We start from the raw sequence: 12,575 nt of genomic DNA on the forward strand, positions 1-12,575 counted from the left end.
CTTTTATTGTGCCCAAATTCCATGAACCCACTGCCTTCGCGGGGAGACATCCTAATCGTTGACGATACGTTGGATAACCTGCGGCTACTCTCTGCCATGTTAGAGGAGCAGCACTATGATGTGCGCAGTGTTACCAACGGCTCCACCGCGCTCATGGGAGTGCGGGCTCAGGCTCCCGACCTGATCCTGCTGGATATCAACATGCCAGGGATGAACGGATTAGAGGTCTGTCGCCGCTTAAAAACTGACCCCGAAACAAAGGACATTCCCATTATCTTCATCAGTGCGCTGAATGAGGTGTTTGATAAGGTAGCCGCTTTTTCGGCAGGCGGCGTCGATTACATCGTCAAACCTTTTCAGGTGGAAGAGGTGATCGTTCGCATCGAGAACCAGCTCAAGTTGTGTCGGCTTCAAACACAGTTGCGATCGCAAAATGACCAGCTCCAAAAAACAGAAGCCGAGTTGCGACGATCCCTCGACCAGGAGAAGGCCCTGAATCAGCGCATTGAAGCTATGGCTGCTCTAGAGGAGCGTAACCGCATTGCCCGAGACATCCACGACTCCCTCGGTCATGCGCTGGTGGCCCTCAACATTCAGCTAGAAACAGTGCTGACCCTGTGGGATACCGATTTACCCAAAGCTCGTAGCTTTTTGCAGGAAGCTAAGCAGTTGGGGGCTGGTGCTCTGAAAGCTGTGCGGCAATCGGTAGCCGATATGCGGGCTGAACCATTGCAGGGAAAATTATTGGAGGCGGCGATCGCCACCCTAACTGAGGAATTTCACCACACCACCGGGATTCAGCCCCAATGTGACATTCACCTGGTTCATCCTTGCTCCAATCCTATCAATACCGCTGCCTACCGCATCATCCAGGAGGGCCTAACCAATATTGTGAAACATGCGGCTGCCACCACGGTTAACTTACACCTGTCCTCTACGGAGGCAGGGCTACACCTCACCCTGCAAGACAACGGCAAAGGCTTCCAGGTGAGCGCCAATCCTACCGGGTTTGGCTTGCGTGGCATGCATGAGCGCACGGCCGCTCTGGGTGGAACCCTCATCCTCCATAGTGCCCCTGAACAGGGCTGCACCATTACAGCTTTTCTTCCCTGCTAAACGCCTATGCTGCGCCTCCTCCTCGTTGAAGATCAAGAAATCATTCGGCGTGGCCTCAAAACCATCCTCGAAACCAAGCCGGATTTGCGGGTGATTGCCGAAGCGGAAAATGGCCAGCGGGCCATTGATGTGCTGACCTCGCTCCATGCTGCTCAGCAGCCGCCAGATGTGGTACTGATGGATATCCGCATGCCGGTGATGGATGGGGTGACGGCAACTCAACACATCTGTCAGCGCTTTCCTGGCACCAAGATTTTGATTCTGACCACCTTTGACGATACTCAGTATGTGGCGGAAGCCCTGCGTCATGGTGCCAAGGGTTATTTGCTAAAGGATATGCCGACGAATGAGTTGGCCGAGGCGATCGCCTCCATTCACCGAGGCTACACTCAGTTTGGCCCGGGCATCCTGGAAAAAATGATGGCCCATGTGCCCAATGAGATGGAAACGTCTGCACCGGCGCCCAAAGAGGCAGATGGGCCGATGACGCCGGAGCAGTTGTTGGCGATCGCCAATAGCGCTCTGGTCGCACGTAATGGTAAGCATCTCAGTGATGTCGAGACGGCTATTGTGCAGGGAGCGATCGCCAACCACACCTACGAAGAAATTGCCGAGACTTCGGGCTATTCCGTTAGCTATCTGAAGCGAGATGTGGGGCCGAAGCTCTGGAAATCTCTCAGCGATGCGTTGGGGGAAAGCGTCAGTAAGACCAATTTTCAGGCCGCTCTGGAACGGTGGCGCAATATGACTAGAGGTAAGGCAGAGACCACCACCAGCCAACCGGAGCCAGCTTCAAAAAGCGAGCCTGCAACATTGCCATCAGTTGCAGAACCTGTCGCATCACCGATGGCAACTGAGATTTATGTTGAGCGGCCCCCAACCGAAATTATTTGTTATGAGACATTGCTGCAACCGGGGGCACTGGTGCGAATTAAAGCACCTCGATTAATGGGCAAAACGGCGTTAATTACCCGCATTCTATCCCAGGTGTCGCAACACCAGTATCGCACCGCCAGCTTCAGCTTTGAGCTAGCCGATCGCAATACCCACCTCACCAGCATGAGCAAGTTCATGCGCTGGTTTTGCAGCATTCTCACCCGCGAATTGGGGTTGCCTAACCAATTGGATGAATTTTGGAATGAAGAGGAGATGGGCGTGAAAATTAGCTGCACGACCTATTTTGAGGAATACCTCTTGCCTCACGCGGAATCACCTTTAGTGCTATGTTTGGATGATGTCGATTTACTCTTTCCTCATCCCGAAATTTACGAAGATTTCTTTGGTTTATTACGCTCCTGGCATGAGAAAGCGAAAAGCCGCCCGCTTTGGCAAAAACTACGATTAGTATTAGCCCACTCCACGGATGTTTATATCCGATTACACATTAATCAATCCCCCTTTAACGTTGGTTTACCTATTGAGTTGACAGAATTTACTCGTGAACAAGTACAAGAACTTGCACAACAACATGGTTTAAGCGGTGATGCCACTTTAATTACACCATTAATGGAGATGGTTGGCGGGCATCCCTATCTTCTGGAACAAGCCTTTGTGCATTTACGAAGTAATCCTCACAGCACTTTAGAGATGTTGCTGAGTAAGGCTCCTACGGAGATGGGCATCTATGGTTCTCACTTGCGGGAATACTGGTTGAACTTAAACCATCATCCTGATTTGTTAGAGGCATTTAAGGGGGCGATCGCCTCCCCAACACCTGTGCAATTGGAACCAATGGCCGCCTATCAATTGCAACGCATGGGCCTGGTCAAGTTTGTTGGAACATTAGTGGCCCCCCGCTGCAATTTATATCGGCAGTATTTCGCCCAATATCTGTTGCAATAGTGACGCGATCGCTGTGGTGTCCTTTATAAGGATTAGCCTCCCTAGAAGGGACGTTTATTTGTGCGCGTTGCACACAAATACAGCAATGTGCGGGTTGATTAAGTACGGTGGTGTGGGGTACTTCGTGCCCCATACCACCGTTGCTGTACTTAACGCACTCGCACGTTGCTATAAACGACTTTTAAGTTGGGCAAGAGAGTAGTTGAGCGTTGGGGTATTGAGTCGCCAGTTGAGAGCGATGATCCAAATTTTGCCGTCCATAGGTTGAGAGCGCTTGAATCTCATCTCCGGATGGGATGGAAGGCAGAACATCTTCTCCCAGGTCGCTAAAGACAACAACCTGTTGAATTTTGAGATGCTTTTGCTGATGTTGGCTGTAAAGGGTATCGTATTGCTGCACCACCTGTTTCCAGGCATCGGGTGGGCAATAGCTGCGATCGATCAGCACAGCAACGGTGGGAATGGGAAAGAGCAGGGTGATCAGGAGACCGGCGATCGCAAAACCCACCCAACTCAATCCCAGGGTCACCAACAATTTGCGATTTATCTGGGTCATAAATCCTCGCGTTTGGAAATGCTGGAAATTACAAATTGGTTTGGAATAATCCCCGTAGCAGTTGCTCCACGTTTTGTGGGTTGCCTGCCTGAACGTTTGATTCCCGCAAGCTGGCGATCGCTTGCAGTTCTCCCTGGTTCACCTCGCCATAAGCAATGGGATAAATCCGCACTTCGCTATGTTTCAGGACGTCTTTGATCTGGTCAAAGGTGTGGCCTGCGTTCACTTCGCCATCAGTTAATAACAACAGGTAATAGCGTCCATCGGGGTCATTCTTTTTCTGAGCCATGAGATCTGATAGAGCGATCAGCGAAGCGTCATACATGGCTGTTGAACCATCGGCTACGACAGAATCAACAGCGGCCAGAATGCGCTTTTGCTGCATCTCATCAAAAGGGGCCATGTTGACCAGGCGACGGGGGCGATCGCCAAAGCTGACCAGGCCGACATGATTACCTGCATTAATTTGTTTCGTGGCAATCCGTAGTCCCTCCTGCACGGCTGCGAGACGCTCACCTTCCATGGAACCGCTAGAGTCGATGACGACCATCATGTAGACCGTTCGGCCACCATCCTTGCGTTCTTTCCAGAAGGCCTGAGCTGCTTGTAATACATCTCCGGGAGGGGAAGAGAGTTCCTGTTGCTGCTGGCCGCTGGCCTGCTCAAAGCCTTTGGTGCTTGCCAGGTCCTGCATGGGTTGGCTGAGGGCAAAGTCGGCAAACTTTTTCAGCGCCTCCTTTTGGGCTGGAGTATTCCACTCAAAGCCTACTAAAGGGCTGTTATGAGGCACGCCAAATGGGACAAAGACGGTCTGGCTAAAGTCCGGTAGCTTCTTCAATCCCACATAGTTTTGATATTCGAGTGGGAACGCCTGGAGTTTGGTGCGATCGCGCACAAAGATATCGCGCAGGTCAGGAGCGGTCAGCGTCGTAACCAGAACCTGTTTCTGAAACGTGTCGAAAACCGATGTGACCTGCGGTAATTTCAGATCCGCAGCGGTCAGAGGCTTGCCGTCCTGGTGGTGTCCTGCGGCTCGCCAGAAAATGGTATAGAGCAGATTGAGAGCCGTGGAACTGGCGTAGGGGTTGGGATAGCCGATGGTCATCTCCCCACCGAGAATGGCATCCAGCAAGCGCTCGAATGTTACATTACCTCCGGATGCCAACCCTTGATAGGTTTTGTCATCCACCACAAATCCGGCATGGTTGGGTACCAGAGACGGCGCGATCGATTGGAATTTGACCTTTTGACTGTCTAGCAACTTAAGCCAGAGGTCGTTCGCTGGGGTAAAACCCGCAGGTTTGACGGCTTGTGCTGCTAGCAGCTGACTGGCTAATCCTGAGGGGATGTTGCGTATGCCCACCTGCACGACCTGGCCTGAACCCACTTTTTCTTTTCGGGCATTAAAGGCATCGGCAACATCCACGAGCCACCGTTCATCCTCTAGCTTTGCGTTGCCTTTTTCACTGGAGCTATAGATTTCCAGATAAACCGTTTGTGGGTCCGTGGACGGTTGTGCTGCGTACAACGGATAGTCGTCGGGCTTGGGCAGCGGTTCGGCAATCTGATCGGTGGTGTACTGAGCGGCGATCGCATCCGGTACCAATGCATCCTCAACCTGAATGTTGGGGAGAATGTTGCTCTGGAGTACCTTCTCAGCGGAGTCAAAAGAGTCTACCTTGGGTAGCGAATCCCCATTGCAGGCGAACAGCAGGCTGAGGCAAACTCCGAGCAAAAACCACAGGCGGAAACGTCTGACGAAGGATTTCATAGGGCAGGAGGATGGTCTGAAGTTTGAAGTGTGGTTTTGTTATGGGTAATTAACAGGCGCAGTTGGGCCGGGAGCGGTTCTGTCTGGGCCGCCTGTTGTTCCAGGGCCGAGAGGGCGAGTTGATCTTGCAGTTGTTGCATCTGCGTCCAGGTTTCGCGAAGGCGATCGCTACTCTTAGCCAATTGTTCTTGCGCTAACTGGCGATAGCTCTCGGTTTGAATCTTCTGGGTGACTTGCAGGGCTCCGGCCACTTGTCCTGATAGATCGAGAACGGTGTGCAATGCTTCCAGTAAATCGGGGGTGAGGCTGGGTTCCCGTTGGGCAATGCTTTCTGCAGATTGCTGAATTTGTAACGCCCAGCTCTGCGCCTGTGTCCATTCTGGTTGTGCAGCATTGGGGAGTTGCCGCTCCACAATCTTGAGGCGCTCCCGAAAGACAACGGGGTCTAGCAGATTATCGGTAGCTCCTTCCAGTTGGGGCTGAGGGCGATTTTGCCAGATCCAGGCCGCCAGAGTGATGAGAGCGATCGCCCCACCGCACACCCAGACGACTGGCCGTGTTCCCTGCCAGTGCAATAGCCCCCCATAACCCAACCCCAACCCCACCAGGAGCAGATAGGTCTGGGGCGATCGCAAAAGATGCTGCAACAATGGCATACCCGAAAACGAGAGGATGGTGAATCTACTGTACTCGTCAGGTCGAACCTGCTGTGGGAAAGACGTACATGATTTTACAATCCGTACACCTTGAACTATGGGTACATAGCACCTTGCGTTTAGCACTTATGCAGAACGCTTGTGTTTGAACAACTTCGCTTAAGGAAGCTGGTCGCAAAGAGTGCGATCGCTCGGCTCCACAGCTTCGCTGGTTCGTAGATAATCGCGAACCCAATCACACCCAAATTGCAGCAAGTCAGTATTACGAATCCGTTCCAGGTTCCACAAAATCACTTGCTTGTCAATGGATGACGACACAAGCATTTTTCCATCCGGGCTAAAGTCTACCCCTGTTGCCCCAGAGCTATGTCCATTCAGCGTGCGCATCAGGGTGCCGTTTTCCACATCCCAGAGCTTCACCGTCTTATCCATACTGGCGGAGGCGATCGTTTTTCCATCGGGGCTGAAGGCCACACTATAGATAGCCATCGTTCCCGGAAGGGTGTGACGTACCTCTCCGGTTGCCATGTCCCACAGTCGTACACTGCCATCTAAGCTACCCGATGCCAGCAGCCTACCATTGGGGCTAAAATCCAGAGTCCAAATACCATCTTCATGCCCTCTCAACGTCCTGAGCAAGGCTCCATCCTGTAGCCGCCAAAGTTTGATGGTGCGATCGGTGCTGCTGGAGGCGAGAAATTGTCCATCCGGGCTGAAAGCAAGCCCCCAAACTGCATCGGTATGGCCCTCCCCCGCCCCATTCCTGTTACCGGGCAGAGCGCGCAAGAATTGCCCTGTGTTTGCATCCCATAGGCGAATACTTTGATCCAGGCTACCCGAGGCGATGAGCTGACCATTGGGGCTAATATTGACTCCCCAGGAGGCATCATTGTGACCTCTCAAGGTGTGTAGAAGACGCCCCGTTTTGGCATCCCAAATTTTGATGGTCTTATCGAGGCTGCCAGAAATGATGCGCTGGCTATCGGGGCTTATGACGACTTGCCAGATTTCGGCTCCGTGGCCCTTCAAGACATGCAGGAGTGTGCCATCGGGTTTCCAAACCTGCACAGTACCCTCCAGGTTGCCCACGGCCACAAAAGAGCCATCGGGGCTATAAGCCAGCCGCGTGTAGGTGTCCTGAGAATGGGTAAGGGTACGCAAAAGAGGGTTTTCTCTCCGGTAGAGGTGAATGCTCTGGTCGTAGGTTGCGACGGCGATGGAATTGTTGTCAGGGGCAATGGAGACCCCCCAACTCAGGGCATCGTGTCCCGATAGGGTCTTCAGTAAGTTACCGTCAGCGATCGCCCAGAGCTTTACCGTGCTATCCACACTGCTGGAAGCCAGAAATGTTCCATCTCGGCTCACATCTAACCCCCAGATGGCTCCGGTATGCCCGACCAGGGTTCGAACAAGGGTGCCATCCCGCTGCCAAACCTGGATCACTTTGTCCTGGCCGGCAGAAAATAGATAGTTGCCATCAGCACTAAAGGCCAGAGCCAGGATGGATTGTTGATGCCCTTGAAAGGTGCGCTCAACCCGGAACGTCTGAGCGGTATTATCCCACCTCCAAAGCTTGAACATGCCTTCTTCGCCGCCGGAGAGGAGCGATCGCCCATCCCGGCTCAGCGTCAGGTAGAAAATGGCGGCCCCATGCTCAGTCAGGGTTTTGAAGTGGCGATACCGACCGTCAGAACCCTGTTTCCAGAGGATAATCAAGCCATCGGCTCCGGCAGTCAGCAAGAGAGAGCGATCGGGGTTAAATTGGATGCCCCAGACGTTAGAGTTATGTCCTTCCAGGGATTGAAGATAGGTTCCCTGAGCATCCCACAGCTTTACAAGACGATTGGGGCTTCCGGCGGCAAATACCTCGCTATTGGGGCTAATGGCGAGGGCATAGGTCTCACTGGTAAAGCCGCTGATCTTCTTCACGAGTGTGCCATCCGGCTTCCAGATAGACAGGGTTCTATTTTGAGCACCCGAAACCAAATAGTGCCCATTGGGGCTGAACCGGACTAAGTTCACCTCGGAGTGGTGACCCAATAGGCGATTGTATTCCGTTGCACCATAAACCGCTTGCCGCAACACCTTATCCACCTGCTCTTGTAGAACGGAGGATGCGCTCTTTAAATGGGTGAGCTTGCGCTTGGCCCGAATCGCTTCGATCAGCGCATCCAGATGGCGATCGGACGCGAAGAGTGCCTCGGAGGATTGGGCGATCGCCTCCACTTCTCGTGCTAGCGTGCGTTGATACTGGCGGTAGGTGAGAGAACCGAGGGCGATCGCTACCACTAACCCTACACTCACGGCCCCTAGAATGCCCCGCTGCAATCGGGCGACGGTGCGCTCCTGCGCCAGACGGGCTTCTACTTCTTTAACCCGCTCGGCTTCGAGAGCCTGTTGCATTTCCTGCCGGGCTAACTCCTCGCTGGCGGACAGAAATTGATAGTCCACTGGGCTCAGGTTCTTGCCGATAGCCCAGGTTTCGGCCTGCTGCAAGGCTTGCCCCCGGAGTAGGCGCGATCGATCCTGGCAGTCACTCTCGACCCAGGCGTTAAGGGCTTCGGCGTAGGGGCGCAGAGCGGCCAGTTGCTTCTCCACCCAGGTGTTATCAAACACCGTGGCATAGATGCGATTTTGGATTTTTAGATCGTTTTGGTGCTTAACGACTAATCCGCTTAGCCGCAAAGTTAACTGTTCGGGGCTGTTGTCCTCGCGTAAAAAGCCCTGCTGCCAGAGCTGCTGATAGACCCCAAGTAAGCGGCTGGCCTGCTCTTCATCAAACAATAAGAAGTCGCGCACTGTTCGCAAATGCTCGGGTTCGTCCTGAAACTCCCAGTTCTCAACGATATGCTCCACCACCACATGGGCAATCCAAATGCGGAGGGATAGCGCGGCATTGGGTGGGTCGTGCCAGGGAACTGGATGTGGTTCAGCCTGCCAGGCGCTGGTCACAAGCTTGCATAGTTTTTGTGTGAGAAATGGCTGTCCGGCTGTCCAGGAAAGGATTTCAGTAATGACCCAGGAGGGCTGCTCAAACGTTCCAACCATGCCTTCTAGAAGTGGGGTCACCTCATCTAACCGAAAGCCGGTGAGCGGGATGGCGCGCCCTACATTAAAGGGTGTGCGACTGCGATCAGCAATCAGATCTTGAGGCGTTGCAACTCCCAGCAACACAAAGGTGAGCCGTCGATATTCGGGATGCTCTGCGCGATTGTTGTAGCAAGCACGAATAAAGGCAAACAGGTCATCGGCGGGAAAGTTGAGGCTGATAACGCTGTCGATTTCGTCGATAAAAATGACAATTTTTGAGGCAACTTCCGGTAGCAGAATGGCTTCGACGAATTCTTTAAGGCGTTGGGTTGGGGAAAGCAGATCGAGCGATCGCCACCACTCAAACAAGGTCTTACGCGATGAGATGGACAATGAAAAACAACTGGCAATGCTGCGAGTCAGCCCTAAATACCACTGCTCGGGGTTGATTTGCTGGCTTCCCACCTCGCTTAGATCGATGTCTGCACAGGCCACGCCTTCCGCCTGTAACCGCTGCATTGTGCGAATTCGCAGGCTCGATTTTCCCATCTGCCTCGAATTCAACACATAGCAAAACTCTCCCGATCGCACGGCCTCGTAAAGCACCGTATCGGCCTGTCGCACCACATAGGTCGGTGCATCCAGGGGCAAACTGCCGCCCACCTGATACCACGATGAGTAGGCCATACTGCGTCAGGATGTGGCTAAGAACGCCAATTGAAGGATTCGATTGTACGCTCCATGGACGACTCTTTCGCAAATTGTGAGAGTTTCTTTGGAATTGGAGTGCTCACAAGCTCAGCGTTACAAATAGATGCCTGTTAGAGATTGTTTTTCTTGCGCTTTGAGCAAGAAAAACAATCTCTAACAGGTACTCATCACAACCAGGTTCCGCCAAATTAGGATATGCCTTGAAACTGCATCAAAGCCTGCATACCTTCCCATGCGAAAAAACAACTCTTAAAACGGGCCCTGGAGGTAACCCTCTATCCTAGGATTGAGTTCGATAACATCTTGATTGAGACAACTGCTTTTCACGGGCGTAAGAGGGAAAAATGGCACGAGAAGAGTTTTTAGATTCGGCATCTGACCCATTGCAGAAGGGTGTAGTTTCGGAAGACCAACTTCCCACAATCGGCCTGCTGACAATGTTGCGGTTAGGCATTTTCAATATGGGGTTGGGGATTATGTCTCTGTTGACCCTGGGGGTGTTGAATCGGGTCATGATTGACGAGTTGCAAGTACCGGCGCTAATTGCAGCGGGGGCGATCGCCGTTCATCAATTCATGGCACCTGCTCGCGTTTGGTTTGGGCAATTGTCTGACTCGAAACCATTACTGGGGTACCACCGCAGCGGCTACATCTGGTTGGGTATTCTCTCCATGGCCATCACCTCTTTTATCGCCGTGCAGGTGGTTTGGCAGCTGAATGCCAGCATGGCCAATCTGGGCTGGGGCAGCCATGCTTATCCCTGGGTCGCCTTGCTAGCTCTGGTGTTTGCGGTATATGGTCTGGCGCTGAGTGCGACATCCACCCCCTTTACCGCTTTGTTGGTGGACGTGTCCGATGATAAGACGCGATCGCGCCTCATCGGTATTGGCTGGGCCATGTTGATGGTTGGCATTATCGTTGGCGTGATCATCACCTCCATCGTGCTCAAATCTCTGGCACTCAACTCATCAGTAGACCAGGTGCAAGCGTCAATTAATCGCTTGTTTATCATTGCTCCGGTTATTGTGTGTATATTGGCGATCGCCAGTACTTACGGCATTGAGCGCAAATACTCCCGTCTGACCAGCCGTTCCTCCCTGCGAAACCGGGAAGACGGCATTACCCTACGTCGTGCTCTACGCATTCTCACCGCCAGCCGCCAAACAGGGCTGTTTTTCTCTTTCCTGCTGGTGCTGAGCCTTAGCCTATTCATGCAGGATGCCATCCTCGAACCTTATGGTGGCGAGGTTTTTGGGATGCTCATCTCTGAGACGACCCAGCTTAATGCTGCGTTTGGCATGGGTACTCTGATCGGTATTATTCTGACCGGATTTTTCATCGTGCCCCGCATCGGTAAGCAGCGTACCGTCAAAATTGGCTGTTTCTGGGCCGCCTTTTGTCTGGGAATGATTGCCCTTTCGGGCACCACCGGACAGCCCCCATTTTTGATGGCCGCTGTCTTTTGCTTTGGCCTTGCTTCCGGCATTCTGACCCTGGGGGCGATTGTTCTCATGTTAGACCTGACCATTGCTGAAACCGCAGGCACTTTCATCGGGGCCTGGGGTCTGGCTCAGGCGATCGCCCGGGGTAGCGCAACTCTTCTCGGCGGTGGCGTCCTTGACCTGGGCAAATCGCTCTTTGCCTCCAGCCCCAGCGTTCTCCCTGCCTATACCCTCGTTTTCCTGACCCAGGCTGTTGGCATGATCGTTGCCATCTTCCTCCTGAGCCGAGTCAGCATCCAGGAATTTCAGGCTGATGCCAAAGATGCCATTGCGGCGGCCATCGCTAGCGACATGGACTAGGGCCTGTCTGACAAGCCGTTTTTGTGCCCATAGCGCACAAATAATGCTCCCTTTCGCTAGCTTTAAAGCACGTCCTAACCCACGCTTCTACGTTCCCTTTACCACTGCCCATCCTCATGCCCGACTGGAACGCTATTCAAACCTTCGCCCAAACCACGACCACCACCGTTGGCGAACAACTCCTGAAAGACTTCGGTCATGTTCAGGGTGTTGAAAAAGACGACGGCAGCCTGGTTACTCGTTCCGATCAGTGGGCGGATGAAACCCTGCGGCAGGCGATCGCCCAAGCCTTTCCCGAACACGGTGTTCTCAGTGAAGAAACCACTCACGTTTTTCCGGATACGGAGTGGTGCTGGGTGATCGATCCCGTGGATGGCACGACGAACTACACTCGGGGCATTCCCCTGTGGGCAATTTCGTTGGGGCTGCTGTACAAAGGCACTCCTGTGTTTGGTCATATTTATGTGCCGCCCATCCGAGCCCACTTTTATGGCTACTGGTATGGCAACTCTGGTTTAACGGGGCCAACGGGGGCGTTTTGTAATGGTGAACCGATTCATGCCAGCACCGCAGAGCCGTCCGGTAATCAGCTCTTTAACCTCTGTGCTCGTAGTACAACAGTCATGCAAAAGCCTTTTCCCTGCAAGATTCGAATGCTGGGTGTGGCGAGCTATAACTTGCTGACAGTGGCAGCGGGAGCGGCTCTGGGTGGCGTGGAGGCTACGCCCAAGATTTGGGATATCGCAGCGGTGTGGGCGATCGCCCAGGCGGCTGGGGCAACCTGGCACGCTCTCAACAATGATCCCATTTTTCCCCTGGTGCCGGGTGAGGACTATGGTCGAAAGCCTTACCCTACGCTGGTTGTGAACCAGGAAAAACAAGTCGATACGTTTGTCCCATTGGTTCAGGAAATTGTACGATAACGGGCCTTGAATTTTGGGGCAGAACTGGCTAGGCCAGTTTTGCCAGGACGAATCCCATTTATAAAAGAGGTGGTGTGGCGCTCAGCGCGACACCACCTCTTTTTATGGTTGGTTATTCAAGCGGATTTGATAGGCGTTCCCTAAGTCCTAATTAACCTCAGTTCGGGA

8 protein-coding genes are annotated in these 12,575 nt (G+C 53.1%); 4 read left to right on the forward strand and 4 right to left on the reverse strand.

Going from position 1 to position 12,575, the window contains the following annotated elements:
- Nucleotides 1-21 precede the first annotated feature (21 nt).
- Nucleotides 22-1,116: a response regulator gene (locus NDI52_RS17450; RefSeq protein WP_190771598.1), complete on the forward strand. Its 1,095-nt coding sequence runs from the start codon at nt 22-24 to the stop codon at nt 1,114-1,116.
- A 6-nt stretch (nt 1,117-1,122) separates the two neighbouring features.
- Complete coding sequence (locus NDI52_RS17455) at nt 1,123-2,958, forward strand: AAA-like domain-containing protein (RefSeq protein WP_190771599.1); 1,836 nt, start codon at nt 1,123-1,125, stop codon at nt 2,956-2,958.
- Nucleotides 2,959-3,139: 181 nt separating this feature from the next.
- On the opposite strand, the gene NDI52_RS17460 is transcribed toward NDI52_RS17455, so the two are convergent.
- The 4 genes from NDI52_RS17460 to NDI52_RS17475 all read right to left on the reverse strand — a co-directional run bounded on the left by NDI52_RS17460 (nt 3,140) and on the right by NDI52_RS17475 (nt 9,658).
- On the reverse strand, nt 3,140-3,514 hold the full coding sequence (locus tag NDI52_RS17460; protein WP_190771600.1) for a hypothetical protein: 375 nt from the start codon (nt 3,512-3,514) through the stop codon (nt 3,140-3,142).
- A 28-nt stretch (nt 3,515-3,542) separates the two neighbouring features.
- Nucleotides 3,543-5,285, reverse strand: a complete 1,743-nt coding sequence (locus tag NDI52_RS17465; protein ID WP_190771601.1) for a vWA domain-containing protein — start codon at nt 5,283-5,285, stop codon at nt 3,543-3,545.
- On the reverse strand, nt 5,282-5,941 hold the full coding sequence (locus tag NDI52_RS17470; protein WP_190771602.1) for a hypothetical protein: 660 nt from the start codon (nt 5,939-5,941) through the stop codon (nt 5,282-5,284). Before NDI52_RS17470 ends, NDI52_RS17465 begins: the two co-directional genes overlap by 4 nt.
- Nucleotides 5,942-6,100: 159 nt before the next feature.
- Nucleotides 6,101-9,658, reverse strand: coding sequence for an AAA-like domain-containing protein (locus NDI52_RS17475; RefSeq protein WP_190771603.1), 3,558 nt, complete (start codon nt 9,656-9,658; stop codon nt 6,101-6,103).
- Between the two features lie 368 nt (nt 9,659-10,026).
- On the opposite strand from NDI52_RS17475, the gene NDI52_RS17480 reads away from it, so the two are divergent.
- Both NDI52_RS17480 and NDI52_RS17485 read left to right on the forward strand, forming a co-directional pair.
- Nucleotides 10,027-11,484, forward strand: a complete 1,458-nt coding sequence (locus NDI52_RS17480) for a BCD family MFS transporter (protein ID WP_347280065.1) — start codon at nt 10,027-10,029, stop codon at nt 11,482-11,484.
- Nucleotides 11,485-11,600: 116 nt separating this feature from the next.
- On the forward strand, nt 11,601-12,407 hold the full coding sequence (locus NDI52_RS17485) for an inositol monophosphatase family protein (RefSeq protein ID WP_190771604.1): 807 nt from the start codon (nt 11,601-11,603) through the stop codon (nt 12,405-12,407).
- The last annotated feature ends 168 nt before the right edge of the window (nt 12,408-12,575 follow it).

The sequence above is a fragment of the Leptolyngbya sp. PL-A3 genome (assembly GCF_039962325.1).
Classification (GTDB): Bacteria; Cyanobacteriota; Cyanobacteriia; order Elainellales; family Elainellaceae; genus Vacuolonema.

Excerpts from the sequence above, each read along its gene's own strand:
- NDI52_RS17465 (WP_190771601.1), bottom strand. The coding sequence starts at position 5,285 with ATGAAATCCTTCGTCAGACGTTTCCGCCTGTGGTTTTTGCTCGGAGTT.
- NDI52_RS17480 (WP_347280065.1), top strand. The coding sequence starts at position 10,027 with ATGGCACGAGAAGAGTTTTTAGATTCGGCATCTGACCCATTGCAGAAG.
- NDI52_RS17485 (WP_190771604.1), top strand. The coding sequence starts at position 11,601 with ATGCCCGACTGGAACGCTATTCAAACCTTCGCCCAAACCACGACCACC.
- NDI52_RS17470 (WP_190771602.1), bottom strand. The coding sequence starts at position 5,941 with ATGCCATTGTTGCAGCATCTTTTGCGATCGCCCCAGACCTATCTGCTC.
- NDI52_RS17475 (WP_190771603.1), bottom strand. The coding sequence starts at position 9,658 with ATGGCCTACTCATCGTGGTATCAGGTGGGCGGCAGTTTGCCCCTGGAT.
- NDI52_RS17455 (WP_190771599.1), top strand. The coding sequence starts at position 1,123 with ATGCTGCGCCTCCTCCTCGTTGAAGATCAAGAAATCATTCGGCGTGGC.
- NDI52_RS17460 (WP_190771600.1), bottom strand. The coding sequence starts at position 3,514 with ATGACCCAGATAAATCGCAAATTGTTGGTGACCCTGGGATTGAGTTGG.
- NDI52_RS17450 (WP_190771598.1), top strand. The coding sequence starts at position 22 with ATGAACCCACTGCCTTCGCGGGGAGACATCCTAATCGTTGACGATACG.